This window comes from Cognatiluteimonas profundi, from assembly GCF_009792795.1.
GTDB classification, from domain to species: domain Bacteria; phylum Pseudomonadota; class Gammaproteobacteria; order Xanthomonadales; family Xanthomonadaceae; genus Cognatiluteimonas; species Cognatiluteimonas profundi.
Genome location: NZ_VKHQ01000003.1, coordinates 73,943 through 100,095 on the forward strand (window position 1 = coordinate 73,943; position 26,153 = coordinate 100,095).

At 66.1% G+C, this 26,153-nt stretch carries 30 protein-coding genes and 1 pseudogene; 20 read left to right on the top strand and 11 right to left on the bottom strand.

Annotated elements, in window-relative coordinates:
• Positions 1-65 precede the first annotated feature (65 nt).
• The 4 genes and pseudogenes from GST15_RS12845 to GST15_RS02360 form a co-directional block, all read left to right on the top strand.
• Positions 66-410 (top strand): annotated as a pseudogene (locus tag GST15_RS12845) (response regulator); the annotation flags it as partial.
• A 95-nt stretch (positions 411-505) separates the two neighbouring features.
• On the top strand, positions 506-1,498 hold the full coding sequence (locus tag GST15_RS02350; RefSeq protein ID WP_159015662.1) for an LLM class flavin-dependent oxidoreductase: 993 nt from the start codon (positions 506-508) through the stop codon (positions 1,496-1,498).
• A gap of 83 nt (positions 1,499-1,581) precedes the next feature.
• A complete protein-coding gene (locus GST15_RS02355) occupies positions 1,582-1,920 on the top strand; it encodes a zinc ribbon domain-containing protein YjdM (protein ID WP_159015663.1) in 339 nt (112 codons plus the stop codon).
• Positions 1,921-1,966: 46 nt separating this feature from the next.
• Positions 1,967-2,824: a PA4780 family RIO1-like protein kinase gene (locus tag GST15_RS02360; protein WP_159015664.1), complete on the top strand. Its 858-nt coding sequence runs from the start codon at positions 1,967-1,969 to the stop codon at positions 2,822-2,824.
• A gap of 90 nt (positions 2,825-2,914) precedes the next feature.
• On the opposite strand, the gene GST15_RS02365 is transcribed toward GST15_RS02360, so the two are convergent.
• Positions 2,915-3,181, bottom strand: a complete 267-nt coding sequence (locus tag GST15_RS02365) for a con-10 family general stress protein (RefSeq protein ID WP_159015665.1) — start codon at positions 3,179-3,181, stop codon at positions 2,915-2,917.
• A 43-nt stretch (positions 3,182-3,224) separates the two neighbouring features.
• The gene (xth, locus tag GST15_RS02370) at positions 3,225-4,253 is read right to left on the bottom strand and encodes an exodeoxyribonuclease III (protein ID WP_159015666.1); all 1,029 of its coding nucleotides are present in this window, start codon (positions 4,251-4,253) and stop codon (positions 3,225-3,227) included.
• Between the two features lie 85 nt (positions 4,254-4,338).
• Between xth and GST15_RS02375 the strand changes: the two genes are divergently transcribed.
• The 8 genes from GST15_RS02375 to GST15_RS02410 all read left to right on the top strand — a co-directional run bounded on the left by GST15_RS02375 (position 4,339) and on the right by GST15_RS02410 (position 10,414).
• Positions 4,339-4,560, top strand: coding sequence for a hypothetical protein (locus GST15_RS02375; protein WP_159015667.1), 222 nt, complete (start codon positions 4,339-4,341; stop codon positions 4,558-4,560).
• Positions 4,557-6,257, top strand: coding sequence for a GGDEF domain-containing protein (locus GST15_RS02380; protein WP_159015668.1), 1,701 nt, complete (start codon positions 4,557-4,559; stop codon positions 6,255-6,257). The genes GST15_RS02375 and GST15_RS02380 overlap by 4 nt, the downstream gene beginning before the upstream one ends.
• 8 nt (positions 6,258-6,265) lie before the next feature.
• Positions 6,266-6,853, top strand: coding sequence for a GNAT family N-acetyltransferase (locus tag GST15_RS02385; protein ID WP_159015669.1), 588 nt, complete (start codon positions 6,266-6,268; stop codon positions 6,851-6,853).
• Between the two features lie 26 nt (positions 6,854-6,879).
• Complete coding sequence (locus GST15_RS02390; protein ID WP_159015670.1) at positions 6,880-7,692, top strand: SAM-dependent methyltransferase; 813 nt, start codon at positions 6,880-6,882, stop codon at positions 7,690-7,692.
• A 32-nt stretch (positions 7,693-7,724) separates the two neighbouring features.
• Positions 7,725-7,955, top strand: a complete 231-nt coding sequence (locus GST15_RS02395) for a hypothetical protein (protein WP_159015671.1) — start codon at positions 7,725-7,727, stop codon at positions 7,953-7,955.
• 73 nt (positions 7,956-8,028) lie between these two features.
• Positions 8,029-8,235 (top strand): hypothetical protein, encoded by a 207-nt coding sequence (locus tag GST15_RS02400; RefSeq protein ID WP_159015672.1) that lies wholly within the window; start codon positions 8,029-8,031, stop codon positions 8,233-8,235.
• A 68-nt stretch (positions 8,236-8,303) separates the two neighbouring features.
• Positions 8,304-8,564 (top strand): hypothetical protein, encoded by a 261-nt coding sequence (locus tag GST15_RS02405; RefSeq protein WP_159015673.1) that lies wholly within the window; start codon positions 8,304-8,306, stop codon positions 8,562-8,564.
• A gap of 20 nt (positions 8,565-8,584) precedes the next feature.
• Positions 8,585-10,414: a sensor domain-containing diguanylate cyclase gene (locus GST15_RS02410; RefSeq protein WP_159015674.1), complete on the top strand. Its 1,830-nt coding sequence runs from the start codon at positions 8,585-8,587 to the stop codon at positions 10,412-10,414.
• 144 nt (positions 10,415-10,558) lie between these two features.
• Here the strand turns inward: GST15_RS02410 and GST15_RS02415 are convergent, their stop codons facing one another.
• Together GST15_RS02415 and GST15_RS02420 are read right to left on the bottom strand one after the other, a co-directional pair.
• On the bottom strand, positions 10,559-11,332 hold the full coding sequence (locus tag GST15_RS02415) for a splicing factor U2AF large subunit (protein WP_159015675.1): 774 nt from the start codon (positions 11,330-11,332) through the stop codon (positions 10,559-10,561).
• 105 nt (positions 11,333-11,437) lie between these two features.
• Complete coding sequence (locus tag GST15_RS02420; RefSeq protein ID WP_159015676.1) at positions 11,438-12,193, bottom strand: endonuclease/exonuclease/phosphatase family protein; 756 nt, start codon at positions 12,191-12,193, stop codon at positions 11,438-11,440.
• 80 nt (positions 12,194-12,273) lie between these two features.
• On the opposite strand from GST15_RS02420, the gene GST15_RS02425 reads away from it, so the two are divergent.
• The gene (locus GST15_RS02425; protein ID WP_159015677.1) at positions 12,274-12,642 is read left to right on the top strand and encodes a DUF6164 family protein; all 369 of its coding nucleotides are present in this window, start codon (positions 12,274-12,276) and stop codon (positions 12,640-12,642) included.
• 49 nt (positions 12,643-12,691) lie between these two features.
• Here GST15_RS02425 and GST15_RS02430 read toward each other — a convergent pair whose 3' ends face one another.
• Together GST15_RS02430 and GST15_RS02435 are read right to left on the bottom strand one after the other, a co-directional pair.
• Complete coding sequence (locus GST15_RS02430) at positions 12,692-13,009, bottom strand: YkgJ family cysteine cluster protein (protein ID WP_159016411.1); 318 nt, start codon at positions 13,007-13,009, stop codon at positions 12,692-12,694.
• A 264-nt stretch (positions 13,010-13,273) separates the two neighbouring features.
• Positions 13,274-14,524, bottom strand: coding sequence for a hypothetical protein (locus GST15_RS02435; protein WP_159015678.1), 1,251 nt, complete (start codon positions 14,522-14,524; stop codon positions 13,274-13,276).
• 199 nt (positions 14,525-14,723) lie between these two features.
• On the opposite strand from GST15_RS02435, the gene GST15_RS02440 reads away from it, so the two are divergent.
• From GST15_RS02440 to GST15_RS02470, 7 genes are all read left to right on the top strand, one after another.
• Entirely contained in the window at positions 14,724-15,230 is a 507-nt protein-coding gene (locus GST15_RS02440; RefSeq protein ID WP_233263026.1) for a DUF1993 domain-containing protein, read from the top strand.
• Between the two features lie 44 nt (positions 15,231-15,274).
• Positions 15,275-16,546 carry an MFS transporter gene (locus GST15_RS02445; RefSeq protein ID WP_199268720.1) on the top strand — a complete coding sequence of 424 codons (1,272 nt, stop codon included), beginning with the start codon at positions 15,275-15,277 and terminating at the stop codon, positions 16,544-16,546.
• Positions 16,547-16,582: 36 nt separating this feature from the next.
• Positions 16,583-17,410: a class I SAM-dependent methyltransferase gene (locus GST15_RS02450; RefSeq protein WP_159015679.1), complete on the top strand. Its 828-nt coding sequence runs from the start codon at positions 16,583-16,585 to the stop codon at positions 17,408-17,410.
• Positions 17,411-17,478: 68 nt separating this feature from the next.
• Entirely contained in the window at positions 17,479-18,087 is a 609-nt protein-coding gene (locus tag GST15_RS02455; RefSeq protein WP_159015680.1) for an alpha-ketoglutarate-dependent dioxygenase AlkB, read from the top strand.
• Between the two features lie 49 nt (positions 18,088-18,136).
• Positions 18,137-18,928 (top strand): dimethylarginine dimethylaminohydrolase family protein, encoded by a 792-nt coding sequence (locus GST15_RS02460; protein ID WP_159015681.1) that lies wholly within the window; start codon positions 18,137-18,139, stop codon positions 18,926-18,928.
• Positions 18,925-19,077, top strand: a complete 153-nt coding sequence (locus GST15_RS02465; RefSeq protein ID WP_159015682.1) for a hypothetical protein — start codon at positions 18,925-18,927, stop codon at positions 19,075-19,077. Before GST15_RS02460 ends, GST15_RS02465 begins: the two co-directional genes overlap by 4 nt.
• 25 nt (positions 19,078-19,102) lie before the next feature.
• Positions 19,103-19,858 carry a sulfurtransferase gene (locus tag GST15_RS02470; protein WP_159015683.1) on the top strand — a complete coding sequence of 252 codons (756 nt, stop codon included), beginning with the start codon at positions 19,103-19,105 and terminating at the stop codon, positions 19,856-19,858.
• Here GST15_RS02470 and GST15_RS02475 read toward each other — a convergent pair.
• The 5 genes from GST15_RS02475 to GST15_RS02495 all read right to left on the bottom strand — a co-directional run bounded on the left by GST15_RS02475 (position 19,815) and on the right by GST15_RS02495 (position 26,153).
• Positions 19,815-21,098: a TIGR03862 family flavoprotein gene (locus tag GST15_RS02475; protein ID WP_159015684.1), complete on the bottom strand. Its 1,284-nt coding sequence runs from the start codon at positions 21,096-21,098 to the stop codon at positions 19,815-19,817. The genes GST15_RS02470 and GST15_RS02475 overlap by 44 nt on opposite strands.
• A 67-nt stretch (positions 21,099-21,165) precedes the next feature.
• Positions 21,166-22,779, bottom strand: a complete 1,614-nt coding sequence (locus GST15_RS02480; protein ID WP_159015685.1) for a hybrid sensor histidine kinase/response regulator — start codon at positions 22,777-22,779, stop codon at positions 21,166-21,168.
• Positions 22,779-24,290, bottom strand: a complete 1,512-nt coding sequence (locus tag GST15_RS02485; RefSeq protein WP_159015686.1) for an ATPase domain-containing protein — start codon at positions 24,288-24,290, stop codon at positions 22,779-22,781. The genes GST15_RS02480 and GST15_RS02485 overlap by 1 nt, the downstream gene beginning before the upstream one ends.
• 119 nt (positions 24,291-24,409) lie before the next feature.
• On the bottom strand, positions 24,410-25,588 hold the full coding sequence (locus tag GST15_RS02490; protein WP_199268700.1) for a BaiN/RdsA family NAD(P)/FAD-dependent oxidoreductase: 1,179 nt from the start codon (positions 25,586-25,588) through the stop codon (positions 24,410-24,412).
• Positions 25,589-25,595: 7 nt separating this feature from the next.
• Entirely contained in the window at positions 25,596-26,153 is a 558-nt protein-coding gene (locus GST15_RS02495) for a YaeQ family protein (RefSeq protein WP_159015687.1), read from the bottom strand.

A 26,153-nucleotide genomic window follows, 5' to 3' on the forward strand; every position in this document is an offset into this window, starting at 1 on the left:
TGCGCGCAGGCGGCTCGCAATCGACGGATGCGGATGGGTGTACGCCCACCAAGATCCTGCTGGTCGAGGATGATCCGGACGTGCAGCTCGTCACCGTCGAAGCGCTGCGTTACATGGGATACGCGGTGCTGACGGCGGACGAGGGCGCGGCGGGACTCGAGATCATCCAGCGCGACGACGACATCGACATCCTGCTGACCGACATCGTCATGCCCAAGGGCATGAGCGGCGTCGACCTGCTGCACAAGGCGCGCGCGATCCGGCCGGATATCAAGGTCCTGCTGGTGTCGGGGTATGCGCGCGGGCAATTGCCGACCATTCCCGAGGGTTGCGATTTCCTGGCAAAACCCTACCGGGTCGAGGAGCTCGAGGCGCGCCTGCGCAAGCTATCCCGGGAACTGGCTGCCTGAGCCAACCGCCGGTGGCGGCCACGTCCTGCAGCGTGCACCGGTGATTTCGCGCCGGGCGCCCCCATCTCATCGGGAATGCCCGCGCGAGACCGCCGATGATCCCCTTGTCCGTCCTTGATCTTGCCCCCGTCACCGAAGGCAGCGACGTGCGGGCGACGTTCGCCAATACGCTCGACCTGGCACGCGCCGCCGAACGCCTGGGGTATCGCCGCTACTGGCTCGCCGAGCACCACAACATGCCAGGGATCGCCAGCGCGGCGACGGCGGTGCTGATCGGACACGTGGCCGGCGGCACCACGCACATCCGGGTCGGGGCGGGCGGGATCATGTTGCCCAACCATGCGCCCCTGCAGGTGGCCGAGCAGTTCGGCACGCTCGATGCGCTGTATCCCGGCCGCATCGACCTGGGTCTCGGACGCGCGCCGGGCACCGACCAGGCAGCCGCCACCGCGCTGCGACGCTATTACGCCAACGCCGATGAATTTCCTGCTGACGTGGTCGAGTTGCTGCGTTATTTCGAGCCAGCGCAACCGGGGCAGGCCGTGCAGGCGGTGCCGGGCGCGGGCAGCAGCATCGAGGTGTGGATACTGGGCTCCAGCCTGTTTGGCGCGCGCCTGGCCGCGATGCTCGGACTGCCGTACGCGTTCGCCTCGCACTTCGCACCCGACGCGCTGGAGCAGGCACTGGCGGTGTACCGCGGCGAATTCCGCCCATCCGCGCGCCTGCGGCAACCGCAGGTGATGCTGGCGCTGAATGTCGTCGCAGCCGACAGCGACGCGGAGGCGGCTCGCCTGTTCACCACCCAGCAACAAAGCTTCATCAACCTGCGGCGCGGGCGTCCGGGCCTGGTGCCGCCGCCGCTGGCCAGCGCCAGCGATATCGATGCCTTCTGCACGCCACAGGAGAAGGCCGGTGTCGATCGCGCGCTCGGCTGCGCGGTGGTTGGCGCACCGCAGGCGATCCGCGATGGCGTGGCGCGGTTCATCGCGCAGCACCGCCCCGACGAACTCCTGTTGACCGCCAACATCTTCGATCACGCGGCGCGGGTGCGCTCATTCGAGCTCGCCATGGGGGCCTGTGCGGCATGAATGCCATCCCCTATTGCCGCCCGCCGACGGGTGCCCCGGCCACCCAGTCCGTGTAGGCTGCGCGCTTTCCCGGAATCCCTCGCATGTCCGATCTGCCCGACTGCCCGCAATGCGGCAGCGACAACACCTACGCCGATGGCGACCGGGCCGTGTGCGCGGTCTGCGGGCATGAATGGCCGTCGGCACCGCCAGCGGACGTGCAGGGAGCCGCGCCGAGGGACGCCAACGGCACCATCCTGTGCGCAGGCGACGCCGTCATCGTCATCAAGGACCTCAAGGTGAAGGGCTCATCCATTCCGCTCAAGCAGGGCACGCTGATCCGCAATATCCGCCTGGTCGACGGCGATCCGGAGCACATCGAGGGACATTCGGACAGGATTCACGGACTGGTGCTGAAGACGTGTTTCCTGAAGAAGGCCTGATGGATCGGATCGCAGCTGAATGCCGCCGCTACCGGAGCGCTGGCCGATGAAGACGCCCAAGGGCTTGCAGCCGCTGATCGACGACGGCGTGATCGACGAGGTCATGCGTCCGCTCAAGAGCGGCAAGGAAGCCTCGGTCTATGTCGTGCGGGCAGGCGACGAGGTGCTCTGCGCCAAGGTGTACAAGGACATGGCGCAACGCAGCTTCCAGGCGCGCGTGCAATACCAGGAAGGGCGCAAGGTCCGCGGCAGCCGCCAGGCGCGCGCGATCGGCAAGGCCAGCAAGTTCGGGCGCCGCGAGCAGGAAACGGCGTGGAAGAACACCGAGGTCGATGCGTTGTACCAGCTGTCCGAGGCGGGCGTGCGCGTGCCGCAGCCGCACGGTTTCCACCACGGCGTGCTGCTGATGGCGCTGGTCACCGATGCCGATGGTTTCAGCGCGCCACGATTGGGCGATGTCGAACTCACCCCCGGGCAGGCGCGGGAATTCCATGCGGCGCTCGTGCGCGACGTCGTGCGCATGCTCGCGCTGGGCCTCATCCACGGCGACCTGTCCGAATACAACGTGCTGGTCGACGCCCAAGGCCCGGTGATCATCGACCTGCCACAGGTCGTCAGTGCCGCGGGCAACAACGCCGCCCGCGAGATGCTGCTGCGCGACGTGCACAACCTGCGCGACAGCCTGGGCCGGTTCGCACCCGAACTCAACGCGACGCATTTCGGCGAAGAGATGTGGAAGCTCTACGAGGCGGGCGAGCTCAAGGCCGATACGCCACTCACCGGCCACTTCGTATTCGACCTGCACAAGGCCGACGTGCATGCGGTCCGGATGTCGATCGAGGACGCGCGCCAGGAAGCCTTGATCCGGCAGCAGGGACGCGAGGCTGCTGCCGAGGCCGACTGACCACGCGACGGCCATCCCGCGCCGTCGATTTCAGTCACTAAAAAAAAGCGCCCGCACCAGCGGGCGCCATGCTTGCCGGTCGGGATCGCGTCAGGAATTGCGACCGCCCTGGCTGCCACCGCGGCTGCTGCTGCCGCCCTGTTTCCCGTCTTGACTGCCACCCTGGCTCCCGCCGCCATGCGAGGCTTCACCGCCCTTGCGGCCGATCTCGGACATGTGCTCGCGATCCTGGCTGACAGCCTCGCCGCCTTTCTGGGCGATCTTGCGCTGCTTGTCGTCGTCCATGCCCGCAAACCCACGATTGCTGCTATCGCCGCCGCGGGTGTTGTCGTTGCTCGACTGGTTCTGGTTCGCCATCTTTTTTTCTCCTCTGCGATCAACAGTGCAGGCTTGCACCATCTCAGTCCAGGTGCGTACCTGTTCTGATGGGAGAAAATTTAAACGTTCGTGCGTTAGTCGAGCGGCCATGAGTCGTTAAGCAAGGATCATCTGCTTGAATGCTCCAGCGAAAATGCTTTCGCTGTGCAGGAATATTTTTCGGCGCGGCAACGCGCGATGTCTTCCGCATCGTTGCTGTCGGCTTCGATTGCCTGCTTGCATTGCCGGTGATTTTACTTTCTGACTGCGTGGCGCGTGCTTTCTTCGCCGGGTTCAGCGTGATCCATGTCGGAGCGTGATCGCTTGCACCGGGAAGCCCACGCACCCACCGATCAACGCCGGCGTCGCGCAGTCGCGGCGCAAGCTCTGCATTGAGCAGCAGGTGGTCGATGCGCAAGCCCGAGTCATGTTCCCAGTGCTGCCGGAAATAATCCCAGAAGGTGAAGATCTTTTCGTCCGGATGCAGGACGCGCAGCGCATCGGTCCAGCCCTGTGCCAGCAGGCGCGCGTAGCAGTCGCGGCTCTCCGGCTGCAGCAACGCATCCTTGCGCCACGAGCGCGGGTTGTAGATGTCGAGTTCGTCGGTCGGCACCACGTTGTAATCTCCACACAGCACCACGGGGTGGCCGTTGTCGACCAGCGTCGCCGCGTGCCGGATCAGCCGATCGAACCATTCCAGCTTGTAGTCGAACTTCGGACCTGGTTGCGGATTGCCGTTCGGCAGGTACAGGCAGCCGACGATGACGCCATGTGCCGCGGCCTCGATGTAGCGGCTGTGGGAGTCGTCGGGGTCGCCCGGCAGGCCGCGTCGGCTTTCGACGGGGTCGGCGCCCCTGGCGAGGATCGCCACGCCATTCCACGAGCGCTGCCCGTGCCAGATGGCGCCGTATCCGGCGGCACGGATGGCGTCGATCGGGAATGCATCGTCCGGTGCCTTGAGCTCCTGCAGGCAGGCAACGTCTGGCTTCTCCTTGTCCAGCCACTGCAGCAGCGGCGCGAGGCGCGAGCGGATTCCGTTGACGTTGAAGGTGGCGATCTTGATCGTTGGCATGGCTCGAATCCTGTTCAGCGCGGCGTGCATGGCAGGTGAGACGCGCTGATGCCCAGTGCGCATGATCGTCCGTAAGCTTGCCACCATGGCGCGACGCATCGACCCACGCGAACCAGGCAACCGCGGGCCCAGTCGCGGGCGCTGCTATCTGTATGTGCTCCCGTGCGCCTACGAGGACCTCCTCAAGCTCGGTTTCTCGCGCGACCCGCTCGATCGCATGCAGGCATTGCATCCGCGCTGGTTCGAATTCTTCGACCTCGATCGCCGTCGCACGTGTCGCATTGCTCACGTACGCTTGGCGTCGTGACATGGTTTTCACGCCATCGCTTGTCGGCCGATGCCCGGCCCCTGACCAGGGGGCCATGCCGGGCACTGGCGTGGCTGCTGGTGCTGGCAACCTGCCTGCCGTGGATGGTCGCCTCGGCATCGGCCCTCGGCCTGGAAGGCGGCTGGCGCCCGGCGACGCCCCAGGCCGGTGGAGAGGATGCCCCGCTGCGCCACTTCGATCCCGCGCGGTTGCAGGTGTTTCCTCCGAATGAAGGCGGAGCGCTGATCGAGTTGCGGCCCGCCAACGGCGCCTGGCCACCGGGCGACTGGGTGTTGCAGGCGCGATCGCCCGGCCTGCAGGTCCTGACGTTCTTTCCCCCCGGCGCATCCGCAGGCCAGCGTGCGCAGTTCGGCAGCGTCGAAGTCGACGCATGGCCCGCGCACGACCGGCTGGTATTTCCCCTCCACGAGATGCCAGCGGGCGCCGAGCCATTGCGCCTGCAGGTCGAAGCCGACGGGGTGATCGCGGCGCCCATGACCTTTGCCGTATTGCCCGTTGCCGAGTACCTGCACGCCGATGCGCGCTGGCTGGCATTTGCCAGCGCCTGCCTCGCGGTGATGGCGGCCATGGCGCTGATGGCCCTGTTCTTCGCGGTCGAGCTGCGCGACGTCACCTTCGCCTGGTACGCGGTGTTCGTCATCGCCTACGCGCTGATCCTGTCCATCCAGTCCGGGTATGTGTACGACCCGCTGGCCTGGCAGTGGGTGGCCGAGGCGCCGCGGTTGTGGGGTCGCATCGCGACGACGGTATCGGTGGTGGCGGCGATCCTCTTCCTGGATCGCTTTGCCGACGTTGGCCGCCATGCGCCGGGTGGCCGCCGGCTGCTGCTGGGGTTCGCCGGGCTGACGACGCTGCTGTCGCTGCTGGGGCTGGCGCCAGCGCTCGCGCCGCTGGCCCGCGTACTGATCAATCCGCTGCTGATCCTCGGCGGCCCGCTCATCGTGGTGGTGGCGGCACTGGTTGCCTGGCGCGGCTCGCGTTACGCGATCTTCTATCTCGTAGGCTGGGTTCCCTTGCTGGCGGTGACGGTGCTGGGCAGCCTGCAGCTCTACGGACTGCTCGCCGACTGGACGTGGAGCGGGGATGCGGCGTTGGCGGCAGGGGCATTCGACGCACTGGTGCTGTCGCTGGGCCTGGCCGATCGCAGCCTCGCGTTGCGTCGCGACCGCGACCGCGCCCGGCGCCTGGCCGACGTCGATCCCCTGACCGGCCTGTGGAATCGCCGCGCCTGGAGCGAGCGGCTGGCCGTGCTGGAGGAGGCGGCCCGCCGCACCCGCCGGCCGCTGTCCCTGCTGTTCATGGACCTGGATCATTTCAAGGATCTCAACGACCTGCATGGCCACGAGGCCGGTGACACCGCGCTGCGCCTCGTCGCCGACCTCATGCGGCGCGTGCTGCGCAACCACGAGCAGATCGGCCGCTATGGCGGCGAGGAATTCGTCGTCTCGCTGCCGGGCGCCGACGCGGCACAGGCCATGCAGGTGGCCGAGCGCATCCGCGAGCAACTGCAGGACCTGTCGACATCGACCTCGCAGCGCGTGCCGACCGTCAGCGTCGGCGTGGCCACGTTGCGCCCCGGCGAAGACACGCGCGCGCTGATCCAGCGCGCCGATGCGGCGATGTACGCGGCGAAGGCGGCCGGTCGCAACCGGGTGGTGCAGGCGGAGGAGGGCTGACACAGCAGATGGACGATCACATCGGCACAACCGTCGTTCCACGCGCGAACGACGCCTTGTTGGATGGCTTCGACACGCCACGCCTGCACCTGCGTCCGATCGGCGAGGGCGATGAAGTCCTGTATTGCCGGCTCTACACCGATCCGGGATTGATGCGGCATATCGCCGAGCCGATGACGATGGAGGCGGCGAAGCGGAGTTTCCAGGCAGCCCTCAAGCAACAGTCGCCGACCCGGCAACGCTGGATCGTCTGCGGGCAAGGCCAGGCGGAGGGGGTGGGCCTGGTGGGCTTGTTCGTCGACAAGCTCGAGCCGGACGTTGCCGAGATCGGCGTGATGCTGCTGTCGGCCGGGCAGGGCAAGGGCTATGGCACGGAATCGATGGCGGGTGTCGTCGACAGGGCATTCACTATGATGCCGCTGCGCCTGCTATGGATTAGGCAAAACGCCACGAACATCGCTGTCGACGGGATGATGACCAAGCTCCGGTTTGAGCGCGGTGACTCCGCCCGCATCGGCAGCCATGAGCGTTATTGGGAATTGATCCGCGAGCGCTGGCATCCCAAGCCATTGGAGGCCGCCGGGCAAACCGGATAAATTAGGGGTTTCCACGGGGGTTAGCCATGACACCACAAGGCACACTGGCCTGCGTCGGCCTGGGCATGATGCTCGGCGCCCATGTCAGCCCGCGTTCGCGAAGCCACATCGAACAGGCCGACGTGGTCTTCGCCCTGGTCTCCGATCCGCTGGTGGAGCTGTGGGTGCAGGACATGCGCGCGGACACCCGCAGCCTGCAGCCCTACTACTGCGAAGGCCAGTCGCGGCTGACGTCCTACAAGCAGATGGTCGAGGCGATGCTGGTCGAGGTCCGCGCGGGGCGCCGGGTCTGCGGCGTGTTCTACGGCCATCCCGGCGTCTTCGCCCTGGTCCCGCACAAGGCGATCGCCGGCGCCCGGGCCGAAGGCTTCGAGGCGCACATGGAGCCGGGCATCTCGGCCGAGGACTGCCTGTACGCCGACCTGGGCATCGACCCGGGGACCTTCGGCTGCCAGCATTACGAGGCCAGCCAGCTCATGTTCTACAAGCGCCGGATCGACCCATCGGCCTATCTGATCCTCTGGCAGGTCGGCATGGCCGGCGACCGGTCGCTGGCGCGCTTCTCGACCGGCCCCGCCTACCGGCGCCTGCTGGTCGAGCTGCTGGCCAAGGACTACCCGGCCGACCATCCCGTGATCGCCTATGAAGCTGCTACCCTCCCGATCACGGCGCCCCGCATGGAGACGTTGCGCCTGTCGGACCTGGTGGAAGCGGACCTGCGCCTACAGACGACGCTGGTCTTTCCCCCGGCCCGGCCAATGGAGCGGAACCAGGCGATGCTCGACCGGGTCGCGGAACTAGATCGTCAGGCCGCCGCACAACCTGCTATCAACGCGTAACACCCACAGAAGTTCAAAAACAAAGGACAAACATGTCGAACGTCATCCGTTTTCCTGAATCCATGGGCACCCGGCAGCTGTCGGCAGCTGAGTATGCGGCAAGCGTTGCGGCGCTTGATGTGGACAATCTCCACAAGCAGGCGTTGTTGATCCATGATCAGTCAGCCCTCAGCGATCTGCTGGGCGGGCGTTCTAATGTGTTCTTTGGTGTCTTTGCGGCAGAGGAAGAAGACGAGGAGCAGCCGCAGGTTCTGGCGGCATGAAATACATGGCGGCCTCTCGGGGGCCGCCATTTTGTAACTAAATTATTTAGAACAACTGCAGGAGAGGACAAACATGTCAACCGTTATCCGCTTTCTTGAAGCCGTGGGCAGCAGGCCGTCGTTGTCGGCGGCTGAATACGCTGCAAGCGTTGCCAGTATCAGTGCTTGCGCTGACGAACGGCAGGCGTTGGCGCGTCGAGATCACTTCGCATTGAATGAGCTTCTTGGCGGCAGGAAGCAGGTGATGTTCGCGGTATTGGCCGAGGACGACGAGATCTGAAGGGCGCCTGTCGCAAGTTCGAAAACCGGACGCAAGTCGTTCGGCCATTTCTGTAGGGGGATAAGACCATGTCAGCTGCAATCCGGTTTCTTGAAACAGTGGGCAGCAATGCCTTGAGTGCTGCCAACTACGAAGGCGCTGTTGCTGGCCTGGAAGTGGACGAACTGCATCGAAAGGCGTTGCTGCAGAGAAATCCCGCTGCCCTCAACGATATTCTGGGGGGTCGGCCGACGATGTTCTTCGGGGTGCTGGCGCCGGAGGAGCAGCCGTTGGAAGATGAGCCGTTCGAGGATATTCCCGACGAGCTCCCGGACGAATCCGCGAATTAAGGTTTCCCAGGCACTGCACGATGCTTGCGCGCGTCGCCCGCGTTCTCGTTCTTATTGCAATCATGCTTGGCTCGCCGCCGTCGTGGGGTGAGCCCGTGTCCGTTGGGACGCTGATCGTTCGCGCAGAAAAATCCAGAAGTTCCGAGCCAGCGGTTTTCGCAAAGACCTTGCAAGAACTGAACCAACACGTTGATCAGGCGAGCCCTGATCAACGGCTCGATATCGGCTACCTGAATGCATATCAGGAGGTCTATTCCGGAAACTATGACAAGGGCGCGAGTCTGGCTAAACAGCAGATCGAGCTGGCCCCAGACCCCGATCGCCAATTTCGAGCTGGCGTGCTGGTATTCAACAGCTACGCATTGAACGGTCGGTTCAATGAAGGGCTGCGCCAGATGGAACAGACGCTGTCGTTGCTTGATGCGGTCAAGGACCGCGAGTTGCGCGAACAGGGCCTCCTCGCTGCAGCGACTTTGTACAACCAGCTTGGACAATTCGAGCTCGCCAAGCGCTATGCCGACTCGGTCCTGCCATTTCCGTCGACCGGTCGGATCTTGTGTTTTGCGCATTACCTGAAGTTCGAAGCACAGTTACATCTCAACCAGATGCCCGCTGATGATTCCCCGTTGCTGGATGGAATCGCGCAGTGCAAGGGGCAAAACGAAGTCATGATGGCCAACATGATTCGCGGAACGCTGGCGCGAAAGCGAATCGTCCAAGGACATTCGACCGAGGCATTGGTGGATTTACAGGCCAATCTGGACGAGGTCCTGGCAACGCACTACCCCCGGCTTATCGCCGAAATCCGCTCGCTGATCGCTGAATTGAAGCTCGGCATGAATGATCTTGCCGGCGCCGAAACCAATGCGTTGGCGGCTGTGGCCCCAACCCCCAATCTGGAAAATACCCCTCCCGTCGTCAGCGCTTATAAGACGCTGTACATGGTTGCCGAGCGGCGGGGCGATTACGCAACTGCGCTTGCCTATTACAAGCATTTTGCCAACGCGGAAAAGGGTTACCTCAATGAGGTCAAGACACGCGAGCTCGCGTACCAGATCGTCCGAAATGAAAACCTGCAGAAGGGCCAGCAGATCCAACTGCTGAACCGCAAGAATAACCTCCTGCAACTCCAGCAGCAGGTCGACCAGCAGTCGGCACAGAACTCACGGCTGTACATGCTGCTGTTCGCCCTGCTGGCGGCGACGATCGGCTATTGGGCCTACAAGACCAAGCGCATGCAGATGTCCGTCAGGCGCATGGCCGAGACCGATGCGCTGACCGGAATCTGCAATCGCCACCATTACACGTCGCAGGCGGAGAAGACGCTGGCGCGCTGCAAGGCGGCAGGGGAACCGGTTTCGCTGCTGATGTTCGACCTGGATTACTTCAAGTCGATCAACGACAACTACGGCCATGTCACCGGCGACTGGGTGCTCAAGCGGGTAGCTGACGTGTGCGCGGAGCTCTGTCGCGGAATCGACCATCTTGGACGCATCGGAGGCGAGGAATTCGCCATCCTCCTGCATGGCTACGACCTCAAGGCGGCAACGCGCATGGCCGAGGATTGCCGTGTGCGCCTGTCGCGCATCGATCCGCTGCCCAGCGGCTATACGTTCCCCATCAGCGCGAGCTTCGGCGTCAGCTCCAGTGCGACGTCGGGCTACGACCTGGACAAGCTGCTGTCGCACGCGGACCAGATGCTGTATCGCGCCAAGCGCGAGGGACGCAATCGCGTGCGTGCCTACGTGCCGGATACGTCGGCGGAACTGACTGGTATCAACTTTGGCAAGGATCGCCGCCAGCCTGCCGAACCCGAGGCGACGTCGTCGCAGGATTCCTTGAGGGCCTGACCGGACATCTGCGCAGCGCTGCCTGTTACGCGGACAAGGGCTATCCTCGCGACAAGCGCTCCAGGCATGGGAATTTGTGGTTGCCGATGACGCGGGCCCCGAAGGGCCCGTCTCGAATCGCTCCGTAATCAATGCCTGTCGGGATCAGAGCCCGTCGCGATCGGTATCGCCGGGCATTGCCCGTTCCAACCCATGCCACGCGTCCTTGATCGACGCCTTGGCATCTTCCCAGCTCATGCGTGAGCTTCCCCTGGCCTTGTCCCAGCCGCTGGCAAGTTCGGATTCCAGGCTGTTGTCCCACGCCCGGCCGGGATACGCACTGCGTGCGTGGGTCCCATAGCGATAGGCCGGGCGATAGTCGGTTTCGTAGTCGTAGCGCGGATCGCGTTTCGTCGCGGCAAAGCGCTCCGCGTAATAGCGATCGGTGGCTTCATAGGTGCGATAGGTGCGGTCGTCGCGCTCCCATGCATCGCGAACGGCGCCCTTGGCCTCTGGCCAGGTCAGGCGTGACTTCGTCTTGACCTTGTCCCAGCCCCTGGCGAGGTCGTTCTCGAGGCTGTCATCCCACTGGCGACCGACGTAATGCGTACGGGCATCGCTGCCGTAGGCGAACGCGGGCGCGTAGTCGGTATCGAAGTCGTAGTTCGACTTGTAATACGGACGCGCCTTGTATTCGGTGCGCCAGTATTCCGACTCGCCCGTCGGATCGACGCGCTCGGCGACGGCGTGGCCCGCGGCGCCTCCACCGATGGTTCCGATGGCACCACCGATCAGGGTTCCGATGGGTCCGAACAGCGAGCCGATGGCGGCGCCCGCGAGCGCGCCACCGGTTGCGCCCACGCCGGTGCCCAGCGGATGCGAACCCGGAGTGCCGGTGATGGGATCTCGATTCATGTCCCTGCTTTCATTGGCGCTCATTGCAACTCTCCTTGGAAAACAGACCACTGCTGCGATGCATGCTGCAGGGTTGCGTGTCGAACGAGTGTGTTTTTGCGCGGGTCATCGTTGCCGTCGAGCCATGGTTCATTTGCCATGCAGTTGGCTTAATGCGAGTTCCGCCACAAGCCCGGCGTGATCCGAGAGATGCGACCACGGTCGGGACGACAGGATTTCGGCTGAACGCACGGTGGCGTTCCGGAAGTAGATGCGATCCAGTGGCAGTAGCGGACGCCGTGCGGGAAACGTCCGCGCAAGCCGTCCGGTGTGCACGTGGAACGCTTCATCCAGCCCGCACTGCTGCAACAACTTGTGTCCGTGGCCGCGCCAGTCGTTGAAATCGCCCGCGACGACAAGTGGCGCATCGTCGGGAATCTCTTCCCGCATGATCGTGCGCAGCAATGACAGCTGGTGCCTCCGGTGGCGTTCCAGCAGCCCGAGGTGTGTGCAGATCACGTGCAGGTCGGCGCCGGGAAGACGCAGTTGTGCGTGCAGCAGTCCTCGCGACTCGTGGCCCGCGATCGATACGTCGCGGTTGCGCACGGTGGTGATTGCAAACCTGGAGAGCAGTGCATTGCCCTGTTCGCCTTCGTCGAAGACGGCGTTGCGCCCGTACGCGTGGTGCGGCCACAAGGCATGCGCCAGGTATTCATGTTGCGCCTCGTCGGGCCACTGCTGGTGGCGGCGCGCATGGCCCGAATGGCGGCCCAGCACCTCCTGCAGCAGCACGACGTCGGCGTCGACGCCGCGGACCGCATCGCGCAGGGCCGGCAGCACGAAGCGCCGGCGCGCAATGTCGAATCCGGCATTCACGTTCAAGGTCAGGATGCGGATCGGGGCCATGGAGACCAGCGGCAGCGAGGATCGGGATCCAATATGGACCGCGGCGTGTGAGCGGGCGGCAGCGGCCTTACACTCCCGCCATGTCCAGACTCCTGCTCAACCTGCGCATGGTGCTGCCCGACGAGGCAGACGACGTGCGCGCGATGCTCGATGCAAACGGCATCGAGTTCTACGAGACCCGACCCAGTCGCTGGGGGATTTCCCATGGTGGCATCTGGATCACCAGCGAAGCCGACGTCGCACGGGCGAAGACCTTGATGGCGGCGTACCAGCTCGAGCGGCGCGCCCGGGTACGCGCCGAACACGAGGCAGCGGTACGTGACGGCAGCGCCGAGACGTTCGCCAGCGTGCTGAAGCACGAGCCGGCGCGCGTCATCTTCACCGTGTTGGCGATCATTGCCCTGCTGGGCCTGGTCGCGCTGGTACCGCTGTTGCTGGCGAACCACTGACACCAGGCATATCCGGCAGGGCGCGCATCGCGTCGCCACGGCAACGCGGTCAGCGATCGTGGATGACGGTCAGCGGGATGCCGCGCGCCACCTGGTCCCGATAGGTTTCACGTTCGTCGCGGCAGTAGGCGCTGCCCATGGCGAACTTGCGGCAGATGCCCGGGCGTTGCTCGTAGATGCTGCAACGCATGTGCCGATGGTCGATCGCCACGCACCAGCCTTCCTCGTCGCGCGCCATCACGTCCAGCCCCTGCGCGGTGCGCTCGACCAGGTGCCTTGGCACGATGTCCTCGGGCATGACGACGACGGTGAGACGGCAGCACACCGCATCGCAGGACGAGCAGGACACGGTCGGGTCGACGCGCATGTCGTCATCCTCCTGCTCAGGCACGCCCGCATACAGCGGCAATGGCGGCTCCGTGGAGGGATCGAGCGGCATGTGGGGACTCCCGGGAATGCGTGGCACCGGCGACGCGCCGGAGCGGAGGATGGGAGGCGTGCGGACCGATGGTCAGCGAGGCAGGAAGGACGACTGCCTCGCCCATCTTACGTGGGTTGTGCCCGTGCACCGTCATGACAAGGAACAACGCCCGGCGAACCGGGCGTTGTTGGGGTTGCCGCCTGGAGCCTGTCAGCCGCCCAGCGGCTGCAGGTTCAGGATCAGGCCCAGGACCGTCTGCAACAGCACGCCCGAGTCATTGCCGGAGTCGTATCGGCCGTACTGGTAGTTCTGGTCGTACCCGTCCGAATAGCCGCGGCGGAAGCCCTGGCGGAAGTAGTAGTTGTAGTCCTCCTGCCTCACGTAATAGCCGTTGTAGCCGTAGTTCGCATCCTGGTAGGCGAAGGAATTGCGGTAATCCGCACGCCAGCCGTCCTGTCGATCGGCACGACCCGCGCGGATGCCCTCCGCGTAACCCTCGTTGGCGGCCTGGCGCAGGATCTGCGCCCCGTACTGGTTGGTCTGGTACGCATTGCCGCCGTAGGAGTACCGGTAGGTGTCAGGCGTATAGAAATACGGGTCGCTCGCGTAGTCGAATCGCCGTGCGGCCAACTGCTCCCGCTGGCGGCGCAGGCGCTCGTAGTACTGCTGCTGGTAGCGGTACTGCGCCATCCGGTTGGCCCGTTGCAGCTGGTACGCCCGCTGTTGCGCCGCCGACTGGCGCGCGGCCAGGTAGCGCTGGTAGTTGATCGCCTGCTGCCGCTGCTGTGCGATCAGGTGCTCCTGCTGCTCGTGCGATCGGCGCAACTGGCGGTCGCGCTGCATCGCCTCGCGCTGGTCCTGGTCGCGGCGGCGCCAATCGCGCTGCTCGATTGCACGCTGCTCGACCACGCGATTCCGGCCGTCCATCTGCCGATCACGCTGCTCGGCAACCCGACGTTGATTGGCCAGTCGCGCATTGGCGTCTTCACGTCGACCCTGGTCCTGGCGGGCCTGCTGCAACGTCCGCTGGCGCGCGGCCTGCTCCTGCAGCTGCTGGGCGCGCTGGGCGTCCTGCCTGGCGCGAACCTGGTCCAGGTGACGCGCCTGTTCCTCGTGGCGATCCTGCAAGTGCGCCTGGACCTGGCGGCGCTGTGCCGCCTGTTGTTCGGTGACGCGACGCTGGGTTTCCTCACGCTGCTGCGCACCGCGCTCGGTGTTGGCCTGGTTGCGAGCCGAAGCGGCGCGCGTGGCGTCCTGCTTGCGGGCCTGCGCGTCTGCCTGGGCGGCGCGCGCACGCTGGGCCGCTGCCCGCTGTTGCGGAGTCAGCGCCTGTTCGTGGCGATCGGTCCTGTCCTGCTCGCGGACGTGTTGCTGGGCGCTGGCCTGCGTTGCGAAACCCAGCGCCAGGAGGCTGCTGACCGTGGCGGCCAGAATGTTGCGACGGGCGGTGTACACGTTCATGGCTATCCTCATGGGTCACGAGCAGGCCATTCCTGCCTTGTGGTGCACTACGCGGCCGGGCCACTTAACATCATCTGAGCGAGGCAGACCCATTCAGCCGGCAGTGGGCGAGGCCGCGACGAAGCCGCCGGATCCAGCCTGATGAGCGGGAAGTGCGTGTTGGCAGGCATTCATTGGCATAACCAAGAGAGAAACCCTGATGATCTCGATGTATTCCGCGTCGGTACCGGTCTTCCTGCAGATGCTCGGCAGCCTGGACGCCCTGTTGGTCAAGGCGCAGTCGCATGCGCAGGAGAAGGGCATCGAGCCCGACGCCCTGCTGCAGGCGCGCCTGTCGCCGGACATGTTTCCGCTCGCGCGCCAGGTGCAGGTCGCCTGCGACTTCGCGCGTTCGGTGCCGGCGCGCCTGGTCGGCGTGGAGGTGCCGGCGTACGAGGACAACGAACAGACCTTCGTCCAGTTGCGTGCACGCATCGCCCGCACGCTGGCCTTCATCGAGGGCCTTGAGCCATCGCAGTTCATCGGCAGCGAAGAGCGCGAAATCGTGCTGCGCCCCGGCACGCCCAAGGCGAGGACGATTTCAGGCGAGGCCTACCTGCTCGCCTACGGCCTGCCGCAGTTCTTCTTCCACGTCACCACGGCGTATGCGTTGCTGCGCCACAACGGCGTGCACATCGGCAAGAAGGATTACATGGGGATCTATTGACCGGCACGCCGGCCCACCGTCATGAAGGGGAACGGATGAGCAGCATCGCGATGGCGGGGACCAACGCCAATTCCACCAGCCGGGTGCTGTTCGCGAGCCTGGTGGGGACAACGATCGAGTTTTTCGACTTCTACATCTATGCAACCGCCGCGGTGCTGGTGTTCCCGCGACTGTTCTTCCCCGGCAGCGATCCGACGCTGGGAATCCTGCAGTCGCTGGCAACCTTCGCGCTGGCGTTTTTCGCAAGGCCGGTCGGGTCGGCATTGTTCGGCCACTTCGGCGATCGCATCGGACGCAAGGCGACGCTCGTTGCCGCGCTGATGACGATGGGCATCTCGACGGTCGCGATCGGCTTGTTGCCGACCTACGGCAGCATCGGTGTCGCGGCGCCGGTGTTGCTCGCCTTGTGCCGACTGGGGCAGGGCCTCGGCCTGGGCGGCGAGTGGGGCGGGGCTGTCCTGCTGGCGACCGAGCATGCTCCGCCGGGCAAGCGCGCATGGTTCGGCATGTTTCCGCAACTCGGCGCGCCGCTGGGATTCTTCCTGGCGACCGCGACCTTCCTACTCCTCACGGCGACGATCGATGACGCATCGTTCTTCGCATGGGGCTGGCGCCTGCCGTTCATCGGCAGCGCGGTGCTGGTCGCCACCGGTTTGTGGATCCGCCTGTCGATCAGTGAAACCCCGGCTTTCCGCGATGTACTGCTGAAGCAGCAGCGCGTGCGATTGCCGATGGGCGAAGTCATCGCGCGCCATCCACGCGCATTGCTGGCCGGCACCATCGCGTCGATCGCGACCTTCCTCGTGTTCTACCTGATGTCGGTGTTCGCGCTGAGCTGGGGAACCACGCACCTGGGTTATTCGCGCGAGCAGTTCCTGTGGCTGGAAATGGCCGCGGTGCTCTGCTTCGCGGCAACGATCCCGTTGTCGGCCCACATCGGTGGGCGCTTCGGCAGCCGCAACGCGATGGTGCTGGCGACGATCGCCATCATCGTGTTCGGCATCGCCTTCAAGAGCCTGTTCATCGGCGGAAGCCTTGTCGGCACGTTCGTGTTCCTCGCCGTGGGCATGTCGTTGACGGGCCTGACCTACGGCCCCATCGGCACGCTATTGGCGGGGATGTTTCCCACCGCCGTGCGCTACACCGGTGCGTCGCTGTGCTTCAACCTGTCCGGCATCCTGGGCGCCTCGCTTGCGCCCTATGTCGCCACCTGGCTGGCCACCCGTTTCGGGCTGGAGTCCGTCGGCTATTACCTGTCGGCCGCCGGCGTGCTGACGCTGCTTGCCTTGCTGACGGTGCGTAGCGACCATGCCTGAGGATCGGGCATCGGCAATACCAGGGAGAGTCGAGGCGTGACGAGCAACCGCAATCCGCAAGCCGAGCAGATGGGCGACGAATCGATGGTGCGCAACCTGTCGCACCAGGCCGAGGCGATCTGGCCGCAGGAAGAACGACTGTTCGATCGCTACGCATTGTCCGGGCCGCTGCACATCCTGGACCTGGGCTGCGGCACTGGCGAGATCACGCGCCGGCTGGCGCGCCGCTATCCGCAGGCGCAGGTCACCGGCGTCGACATCCTGGAGGGCAACCTCGCGCTGGCCGAGCGCGTCAGCGCCGACCTGGCCGACCGGATCCATTACCAGCAGGGCGATGCCTTTGACCTGTCGTTCGACGCCGACACTTTCGACCTCGTCGTGTGTCGGCACATGTCGCAGGCGGTTCCTGATTTCCCGCAGGTGCTGGCGGAAATCACCCGCGTGCTGCGCCCGGGCGGCTGGCTGCACCTGCTGTCCGAGGACTACGGCATGCTGCATTTCCCGGCAACGGAATCGTTCGATCCGGACGTGTTCTGGAACCGCAATGCCATCGCCTTCCTGGCGAGCATCGGCTGCGACGGGCGCGTCGGCAGGCATTCACCGACGCTGCTGCAGGCGGCCGGCTACGACGATGTCGCCATGGACTACGTGATCGTCGATACCCTGCGCGTGCCGCGCGACATCTTCGCCAACATCATCGCCGCCTGGCGCGACGGTTACTCCGCGTCGCTGGCCAACGTCACCGGGCGCACGCCGCAGGCCGCCGCCGCCGACTTCGACCGCATGATGCAGGCCATCCGGACGTCCCCGCAGTACGCCGTCTGGCACGTTCCGGTGGTGTCCGGACGCAAGCCCGCGCACTGATCGCGGCTGGCTGAAGGCGACGCTGGTTTTTCGCATCGCCTGCGACGCGCGCCGGCCACACTCGTCGCATGTCGCAGGCTGGACTGTTCGCCGCCGAACCACGCGTGCTCGCCGAGGATGGCGAGGGCGGGATCCGCTATTGGCCGCGTTTCGTCGACCTGATGCTCGCCACGCGGTGGTTCGACAGCCTGCGCGCCGAAGTCGACTGGCACGGCGGCAGCCGGCCGATGTACGACCGCGTCGTCGATATCCCGCGGCTGACCGCAGGCTTTCCACTCGATGGCAGCAAGCCGCTGCCAATGGCACTGGATGACGCCGCACGCGCGGTGGGGGAGGGCCTCGGCGTGGCGTTCACCCATGTCGGCATGAACCACTATCGCGACGGGCGCGACAGCGTCGCCCCGCACAACGACAAGTTGGACAGCCTCGTGCCCGGTCATCCGATCGCCCTGCTGTCGTTGGGCGCGACCCGGCGCATGGACATCCGCGAAAAGCAGCCATCGGGAATGCCGCCACGGCGCCGCGGCTGGCGGCTGGAGCTGGACGCGGGAAGCCTGCTGGTGATGAGCCATGCCTCGCAGACGCGGTACGACCACGGCATCCCCAAGACGACGGCGGCGGTCGGCCCGCGCATCAGCCTGGCATTTCGCGTGAGGCCACAAGGCGGCCGTTGGTAACCAGGCATGCGGTTTGTCGCGGTCCCGTCGCCTCGGCTACGCTGCGCGGATGATCGCCATCACCCGTGACGTCAGTCCAAGCCTGGCCCGCTGCGAATTGTCCTTCGTGCAGCGCAGCGCCATCGACATCGAGCGCGCCGTCGCGCAGCACACCCATTATTGCCGGACGTTGCGCATGCTCGGTTGCGACGTCATCGCGCTGCCTGCGCTGGAGGACATGCCCGATGCGGTGTTCGTCGAGGACGTCGCCGTGGTGCTGGACGAAGTCGCCGTCATGACCCATCCGGGCGCCGTATCGCGTCGCCAGGAAGGTGAATCGGTTGCCGCCGCGCTGCGGGCGTTCCGGACGTTCCGGACGGTCCGGACGATCGACGGCGACGCCACCATCGATGGGGGCGACGTGCTGCGGGTCGATCGCACGCTGTTCGTGGGGCAGGGCGCGCGCACCAATGCCGCCGGCATCGCGCGCCTGCGGGAGATCGCGGAGCCGCTGGGTTATCGCGTCCAGGGCGTTCCGACGCACGGCTGCCTGCACCTGAAATCCGCGGCGACATTGGTCGCCGACGGCACGCTGCTGGTCCAGCCGGCGTGGGTCGACGTTGCCGTCTTCGGTGGGTTGCGACAGGTCATTGTCGATCCGGAAGAGGAGCACGCAGCGAATGCACTGCGAGTTGGCGCCGGCGTGGTGCATCCGGCGTGCTTTCCCCGCACGCGCCAGCGGCTGCAGGATGCCGGCATCGACGTGGTCGCGGTCGACCTGTCGGAGCTGCAGAAGGCCGAGGGCGCGACCACGTGCTGCAGCATCGTCTTCGCGCGCGACGCTTCGGGAAGCGTGCAGTGAGCTGGCTCGGGATCGTCGTGGTCCTCGTCGCGCTGTACCTGGCGATCAAGGTCGCCGGCGCGGTGCTGAAACTGGTGATGTGGGCGCTTGTCCTGCTGGGACTGTACTGGTTCCTGGCGCCGTACATGGGCCTGCCGCCGCTGTTCTGAACGCCGTCGCGCCGTAAAATAGGGGATGATCCTCAACATCGCCGCCTATCGTTTCGTCGCGATCGACGACCCGCACGCATTGGCCGAACGCGCGTGCGCGTGGGCGCTGGCCGACGACCTGCGCGGCACCGTGCTGCTCGCCGCCGAAGGCATCAACCTGTTCCTTGCAGGCAGCGAAGCCGGCGTCCAGCGTTTCCTCGGCGAGCTGTGCACCGACCCACGCATGGTCGGGCTGCCGGTGAAATACAGCTGGAGCCAGGCGCAGCCGTTCGCGCGACTGAAGGTCAAGGTCAAGCGCGAGATCATCGCCTTCCGTCGCGACGACGCATCGCCGCTGTCCGGTCGCGCACCCACGGTGGATGCGCCCACGCTTGCGCGCTGGATCGCCAGCGGCGTCGATGATTCCGGTCGCCGGCTGGTGCTGCTCGACACCCGCAACCGCGAGGAAGTCGCGTTCGGCACGTTCGCCGGTGCCGTCGCATTGCCGATCGACAACTTCACCGACCTTCCGCATGCGATCGAGCCGCATCGCGCCGACTGGAAGGACGCCACCGTCGTCAGCTTCTGTACCGGCGGCATCCGTTGCGAGAAAGCCGCGCTGTGGATGCGCGGCACCGGCATGGACAATGTCGCGCAACTCGACGGCGGCATCCTGGGATATTTCGAGAATGCCGGCGGGGTCGGCTTTGAGGGCCGCTGCTTCGTATTCGATGCGCGCGTGGCGGTTGATCCGCAGCTCAAGCCGTTGGTGGATGGTCCGCAGCCGCAGCCCGCGACCTGAGCCAATCCACGGCGCCGCGCCCCGCGCGGCGTCCGCTGGCGAAGCACGCACTCAGCAGATAACCACCGGTCGGCGCTTCCCAGTCCAGCATTTCGCCCGCACAGAACACGCCTTCGGGCAGCTGGCCGGAGGTCGGCTGCAGCATCAGTGCGGCGTCCATGGCTTCCAGGCGTACGCCGCCGGCGGTGCTGATCGCCTCGGCCAGCGGACGCGGGCGCTTGAGCGTCAGCGGCAGTCGCTTGATGGCATCGGCCAGTGCCGACATGTCCTCGCCGCAGGCCTTGCCAAGGACCTCGTACAACAGTCCGGCCTTGACGCCCTCGATGCCCGCCTGCCGACGCAGGTGCTCGGACAACGACCGTCCAGCGCGCGGCTGCGCAAGGTCCGCCCGCAGGCGTTCCAGCGTGCGCCCCGGCGCGAGGTCCAGCTGCAGGGTCGCACTGCCCGACGTTGCGATCGTGTCGCGCAGCATCGCCGACAGCGCATACACCAGGCTGCCTTCCACTCCGGTGGCGGTGACCACGCATTCGCCCTGCAGGGCATGCTCGCCTTCGGCATCGGTCCAGTACGCGACGACCGGCTTGAGCGGAGCGCCGGCGTGGCGACCGGCGAAGTGCGCGCTCCATTCGATATCGAACCCGCAATTCGCCGGTTGCAGCTCGGCAACGTCGACGCCGCGCGCGCGCAGGATCGCTTCCCACGCGCCGTCGGATCCCAGCTGCGGCCAGCTGCCGCCGCCCAGCGCGAGGATTACGGCATCGGCGGCGATGGCGAGGGCACCGTCGGGTGTGTCGAATCGCAAGAGCCCATCATCGTCCCAGCCGATCCAGCGGTGATGCACGTGGAACTGCACGCCGGATTCGCGCAAACGCCGGACCCATCCGCGCAGCAGTGGCGCCGCCTTGCGATCCAGCGGGAACACGCGGCCGGAACTCCCCACGTAGGTGTCGACGCCCAGTGCGCGCGCCCAATCGCGCAATGCCCGTGGATCGAACGCATCCAGCCATGCCGAAACCGCATCGCGACGCTTGCCATAGCGTGCGTCGAACGCGTCGCGCCCATCGGAGTGGGTGAGGTTGAGTCCGCCCTTGCCGGCGATCAGGAACTTGCGTCCGACCGAGCCCTTCGCCTCGAACACATCGACATGCGCACCGGCGGCGCGCGCGGTTTCCGCCGCCATCAGCCCAGCCGGACCGCCTCCGATGACGGCCACGCGTGACTGGCGCGGTTGCTCGGGCATGACGGCAGGCTGCAGCGAGGGGTGCCCATCATAACGAGGCAACCGTTGCATGCCGCCCTGGTATCACTCAGTGCGCCGCTGTGGCAGCTTTGGGTCGCTCGCGATCGGCGGTGGATGCGACCTTGGCCAGCAACTCCTGCAGGCCGTCGAGGTCCACCGGCTTGCTCAGGTGGTGGTCGAAACCCGCCGCCCACGATTTCTGGCGATCCTCGACCTGGCTCCAACCCGTGACCGCAACCAGCAGGACGTCGTCGTGGCCGTCGAGGCGGATCTGCCGGGCGACTTCGTAACCGTCCATGCCCGGCATGCCGATGTCCAGCAGGACGGCACTGGGCGCGTATGCGTCCATCAACGCGATCGCATCCTTGCCGCAGTAGCTGATGCGGTTGTCGATCCGCAGCATGTCCAGGACCATGCCCAGCGAGTTGGCGGCGTCCTGGTTGTCATCGACGATGAGGATGCGCACGTTGGGGTCGGACCCTGTCGTGGTGCTGTCGCGGCGACGGGGTACGGCAGTGATCGCGTCGCCCTTGACCGCGAGCGGGAGTCGCACGACGAACTCGGCGCCGCGACCGCGTCCGTTGCTGCTGGCATCCACGCGACCGCCGTGCATCTCCACCAGCGTGCGCACCAGCGTCAGCCCGATGCCAAGCCCGTCCTGCGCACGATGCTGTGAGCGGCGTTCCTGGGTGAACAATTCGAAGACGTGCGGCAGCATCGCCGGTTCGATGCCGATGCCGTCATCGACGACGCTGACCACGGCATCATCCTGCTCGCGCACGGCCCTGAGGTGGATGTTGCCGCCCGGGTCGCCGTACTTCGCCGCGTTGTTGAGCAGGTTGCCGAACACCTGCGCGATCCGCACGGGGTCCGCATCGACGACAAGCTGGTCGTCGACATCCAGGGTGAGCGTATGCCTGCCGGCCTCGACCAGCGGTGCACTCGCGTCCACGGCGTTGCGGATCACCGCCGCCAACGGCGTGGGTGCGCGTCGCAGTTCGATGGTGCCGCGCGAGATCCGCGACATGTCCACCAGGTCGTCGACCAGTCGCACCATGTGGTTGACCTGCCGCTCCATCATCGCGCGGACATTCGCACGCGCCGCCGCATCCAGGTCCTGGTCCGCTCCCAGCAGGTGCAGGGCGTTGCGGATGGGCGCCAGCGGATTGCGCAGTTCATGCGCGAGCATCGCGAGGAATTCGTCCTTGCGCCGGGCGACCTCGGCCAATTCGGCGCGGGCGAGTTCCTGCTCGATCAACTGGTCGCGGATCTGGTACTGGCGCTGCCGCGCACGCAGGTTGGTGCGCACCGTGCTGATCAGGGTGGCAAGGCGCAGCGGACGCTCCAGCAGGGTGACGTTGCCGAGTTGTTCGAGCGCATCGCCGACGTCGGGCGAATCCGCTCCGCGCCGCGTCAGCACCATCACCGGCAGGTCCGACCACTGCGGCTGGTTGTCGACCAGGCGGGCGAGGGTCGCATGCGCGCCAGCCACCAGGGCTTCCTCGCAGACCAGGACCGCGCCCGCGCCCATCGCCAGGTCGTGGGCAAGCTGTTGGGCTCCCGCGCACGCCTCGGCGTCGATGCCGGCCTGGGCGAGGACGTCGCGCGTCATAGTGGCGTCGCGTCCGGTTGCCAACAGCATCAACAGGCGCTGGTCGGGATCGCGCGGGCCCTGGCTCATCACGCGACCGCATCCTCGCTCTTCGCGACCGCATTGTTCCCGGCGACCTGTCGCTCCTGCGGAACGCCGGTGAGGATTCCCTGGAATTCGCGCAGTGGTTCGCCGATCGAGATGCCCCTGGCGCCCACCCGCATCTCGCGGATGGAGCGCTCATGCAGGCCGGTGCGTTTTTTCAGGACCGAAATCGCCTGGCGGACCTCGCCATGCGCCTCGAAATACCGCAGCAGGATGACGCCGTCGGCGATGTAGCTGACATCCACGCCCTGCGCCATGGGACCGATGAGTCCGGGCTGCGTGCTGACGAGCAAGGTCACTACGCCCAGCTGGCCAAGGTAGGTCAGCAGCTCGTGCAGCTGCACGATCATGAAGCGTTCCTCGGGCATCGCATTGAGGTAGCCGTTGAGGCTGTCGATGGCGACGAAACGCACGCCATCGTTTTCGACGGCATGGCGAATGGCCTGCGCGAACTCGCCCGGCAGCATCTCCGCCGGATCCACCGCCTGCAGCTGCACCATCCCGGATTCGACGTGGTCCTGCAGGTTGAAGCCGATGCCCTGGGAGCGCGTCATCAGCGAATGGATGCTTTCGTCGAAGGCGAACAGCACCGACTTCTCGCCACGGTTGGCCGCTTCCATCATGAAGTGCGTGACCAGCGACGACTTCCCGGTGCCCGCAGCGCCAACGACCAGCGTGCTGGTGCCGCGATCCAGGCCGCCGCCCAGCAGCGAATCCAGCGCCGGCAGGCCGCTGCTGACTGTCTCGTGCTCGCTGTCGCGCCGGTACTCGGCGGCGACCAGGCGCGGGAACACCTGCAGTCCGCCGGTCAGGATGTGGTAGTCGTGGTAGCCGCCGCGAAAGCGCCGGCCGCGGTATTTGCTCACGCGCAGCCGGCGACGGTCGCCGCCGTATTCGGGATTGAGCTGGTCCAGCGAAACCACGCCGTGGACGATGGTGTGGACGTGCAATCCGTATTCGCTGATCGCGCTGTCGTCGAGCAGCAGCACCGTGCAGCCGCGGCCGGTGAAGTATTGCTTGAGTGCCAGCACCTGGCGCCGGTAGCGCAGCGGCGATCCCGCCAGCAGGCGCAATTCGGCGAGGGAGTCGAAGACCAGGCGGGTGGGTCGCTGCCGGTCGACTTCCTCCAGGATCGCCTGGATGGTTTCGCTCAGTTCCACCTCGGAAGGGTGGAACATCGTGTACTGCTCGTCCGGGTTGAGGTTTTCGTCCGACGTCGAGAATTCGTGGATGCCGACGCCGTCCAGGGCCCAGCCGTGCGAGTCGGCCACCTCCTGCAGTTCCGATCGCGTTTCGGACAGGCTGACGTACAGGACCCGTTCGCCGCGCGCCGCGCCATCGAGCAGGAACTGGATGGCCAGGGTGGTCTTGCCCGCCCCGGGGACGCCTTCGATCAGGTAGAGGCGGTCTGGAGTAAATCCCCCGCCCAGTACCGCATCAAGCCCCGGAATGCCCGTGCTGATGGGCGCGCGTCGCGCGAATGGAAGATTGGACATGCGGCTCCCGAGAGTTCAGTGGGCGAACCTGGTCTCCTACGTCCCGGAACGCGGTGCAGATGGAAGCACACGCCAATGTCAACGCCCCGTGCATATCGCTTCTATTGCGGGCTATTTGTTCATGCGGCGGATCCCGCCGCGTGGCCCGACGCCCACGCCCACTGGAAGTTGTATCCGCCCAGCCACCCGGTGACGTCGACCACCTCGCCGATGAAATAAAGCCCCGCGACGCGCCGGGACTCCATCGTGGTCGACGACAGTTCGCGCGTGTCGACGCCGCCCAGGGTGACTTCCGCCGTGCGGTAGCCCTCGGTGCCGCTGGCGACCAGTGGCCAGGCGGACAGCTGTCGCGCCATCGCGCGCAACTGCGGCGCGTCGAATTGCTTCATCGGCCTGCTGGGAAACCACACGTCGCACAGGCGCTGCGCGAATCGCCTGGGCAGCACGTCGGCGAGCATGGTCCGCAGCTCGGCATCGGGTCGTTCCGCGCGCCATCGATGCAACAAGTCGTCGGCAACCGAGCCTGGCAGCAGGTCGAGTTCCAGCACGTCGCCCGGCTGCCAGTAGGACGAGATCTGCAGGATTGCCGGGCCGCTCACGCCGCGATGGGTGATCAGCATCGCGTTGCGGAAAACGGCGCCATTGCAGCGGGCTTCCACGTCGACGGACACGCCGCTGAGGTCGGCCAGTCGCTCCTGGTGCGTGCCACTGAGCGTCAGCGGCACCAGTCCGGCGCGCAGTGGCAATACCGCATGCCCGAACTGGCGCGCGATGCCGTGCCCGAATCCGCTGGCACCCATGCTGGGGATCGACAGGCCGCCGGTCGCGACCACCAGCGCCGGCGCAGCGATGGTTCCGCTGCTGGTCTCCAGCTGGAATCCATCGTCACCGTGGCGCACGCCATCGATCGTGCAACTGGTCCGGATGCACACGTTCGCCGCGCTGCATTCGTCCAGCAGCATCGCGACGATCTGTTTGGACGAGACGTCGCAGAACAGCTGGCCGAGTTCCTTCTCGTGGAAGCCAATGCGGTGTTGGCGGACCATGTCCACGAAGTCGGCCGGCGTGTAGCGAGCCAGCGCGGACTTGCAGAAGTGCGGGTTGGCCGACAGGAAATTCTCCGGCGACGTCCCGGTGTTGGTGAAGTTGCAGCGGCCGCCGCCCGACATGAGGATCTTCTTGCCGACCCGGTTCGCATGTTCGATGACGAGCACGCGCTTGCCGCGTCGCCCGGCGGTCAGTGCGCACATCAGCCCCGCGGCGCCGCCACCGGCGACCAGGACGTCGAACGTCTCCACGCCAGGCTCAGGAGACGCGTTCGGACGGCGCCATGCGCACGGTCTGCTCCACGGTCACGCTGCTGCCTTCGCCGTAGAGCTCGACGTTGCCATCCTGGATCATGCATTGCAGGCGCATGCCGCGATCGGCCAGCGCGGCCAGTTCGGCGACTGTCGTCGCGGCGATGTCCAGCACCGTGAGGTTGCCGCAGCGCGACAGCGACGGCGCGATCTTGTCCCACCAGATATCGGCGGCGCGGCCGCCGTAGTTGATGACGACGACCTGTTCGGCGCGCCCGCAGGCCTTGCGGATGCGCGAATCGTCCGGCTGGCCCAGGTCGATCCACAGTTCGATCTCGCCACTGCGCGATTTGCGCCAGAGGTCGGGCTCGTCGTCGCTGCTCAGCCCGCGGCCGAATTCCAGCCGATCGTCCGCATACAGCGCGAACGCCAGCAGGCGCACCATCAGCCGCTCGTCGGTCTCGGATGGATGGCGCGCGAGCGTCAGTGCATGCGTCGCGTAGTAATGCCGGTCCATGTCGCTGACCTGCAATTCGGCGCGGAAGACGGTGGCCTTGACTGCCAT

Bases quoted from the DNA above. Each gene is read 5' to 3' on its own strand.
- GST15_RS02350 (WP_159015662.1), top strand. From the start codon at position 506: ATGATCCCCTTGTCCGTCCTTGATCTTGCCCCCGTCACCGAAGGCAGC.
- GST15_RS02355 (WP_159015663.1), top strand. From the start codon at position 1,582: ATGTCCGATCTGCCCGACTGCCCGCAATGCGGCAGCGACAACACCTAC.
- GST15_RS02360 (WP_159015664.1), top strand. From the start codon at position 1,967: ATGAAGACGCCCAAGGGCTTGCAGCCGCTGATCGACGACGGCGTGATC.
- GST15_RS02365 (WP_159015665.1), bottom strand. From the start codon at position 3,181: ATGGCGAACCAGAACCAGTCGAGCAACGACAACACCCGCGGCGGCGAT.
- xth (WP_159015666.1), bottom strand. From the start codon at position 4,253: ATGCCAACGATCAAGATCGCCACCTTCAACGTCAACGGAATCCGCTCG.
- GST15_RS02375 (WP_159015667.1), top strand. From the start codon at position 4,339: ATGGCGCGACGCATCGACCCACGCGAACCAGGCAACCGCGGGCCCAGT.
- GST15_RS02385 (WP_159015669.1), top strand. From the start codon at position 6,266: ATGGACGATCACATCGGCACAACCGTCGTTCCACGCGCGAACGACGCC.
- GST15_RS02390 (WP_159015670.1), top strand. From the start codon at position 6,880: ATGACACCACAAGGCACACTGGCCTGCGTCGGCCTGGGCATGATGCTC.
- GST15_RS02395 (WP_159015671.1), top strand. From the start codon at position 7,725: ATGTCGAACGTCATCCGTTTTCCTGAATCCATGGGCACCCGGCAGCTG.
- GST15_RS02400 (WP_159015672.1), top strand. From the start codon at position 8,029: ATGTCAACCGTTATCCGCTTTCTTGAAGCCGTGGGCAGCAGGCCGTCG.
- GST15_RS02405 (WP_159015673.1), top strand. From the start codon at position 8,304: ATGTCAGCTGCAATCCGGTTTCTTGAAACAGTGGGCAGCAATGCCTTG.
- GST15_RS02410 (WP_159015674.1), top strand. From the start codon at position 8,585: ATGCTTGCGCGCGTCGCCCGCGTTCTCGTTCTTATTGCAATCATGCTT.
- GST15_RS02415 (WP_159015675.1), bottom strand. From the start codon at position 11,332: ATGAGCGCCAATGAAAGCAGGGACATGAATCGAGATCCCATCACCGGC.
- GST15_RS02420 (WP_159015676.1), bottom strand. From the start codon at position 12,193: ATGGCCCCGATCCGCATCCTGACCTTGAACGTGAATGCCGGATTCGAC.
- GST15_RS02425 (WP_159015677.1), top strand. From the start codon at position 12,274: ATGTCCAGACTCCTGCTCAACCTGCGCATGGTGCTGCCCGACGAGGCA.
- GST15_RS02430 (WP_159016411.1), bottom strand. From the start codon at position 13,009: ATGCGCGTCGACCCGACCGTGTCCTGCTCGTCCTGCGATGCGGTGTGC.
- GST15_RS02435 (WP_159015678.1), bottom strand. From the start codon at position 14,524: ATGAACGTGTACACCGCCCGTCGCAACATTCTGGCCGCCACGGTCAGC.
- GST15_RS02440 (WP_233263026.1), top strand. From the start codon at position 14,724: ATGATCTCGATGTATTCCGCGTCGGTACCGGTCTTCCTGCAGATGCTC.
- GST15_RS02455 (WP_159015680.1), top strand. From the start codon at position 17,479: ATGTCGCAGGCTGGACTGTTCGCCGCCGAACCACGCGTGCTCGCCGAG.
- GST15_RS02460 (WP_159015681.1), top strand. From the start codon at position 18,137: ATGATCGCCATCACCCGTGACGTCAGTCCAAGCCTGGCCCGCTGCGAA.
- GST15_RS02470 (WP_159015683.1), top strand. From the start codon at position 19,103: ATGATCCTCAACATCGCCGCCTATCGTTTCGTCGCGATCGACGACCCG.
- GST15_RS02475 (WP_159015684.1), bottom strand. From the start codon at position 21,098: ATGCCCGAGCAACCGCGCCAGTCACGCGTGGCCGTCATCGGAGGCGGT.
- GST15_RS02480 (WP_159015685.1), bottom strand. From the start codon at position 22,779: ATGAGCCAGGGCCCGCGCGATCCCGACCAGCGCCTGTTGATGCTGTTG.
- GST15_RS02485 (WP_159015686.1), bottom strand. From the start codon at position 24,290: ATGTCCAATCTTCCATTCGCGCGACGCGCGCCCATCAGCACGGGCATT.
- GST15_RS02495 (WP_159015687.1), bottom strand. From the start codon at position 26,153: ATGGCAGTCAAGGCCACCGTCTTCCGCGCCGAATTGCAGGTCAGCGAC.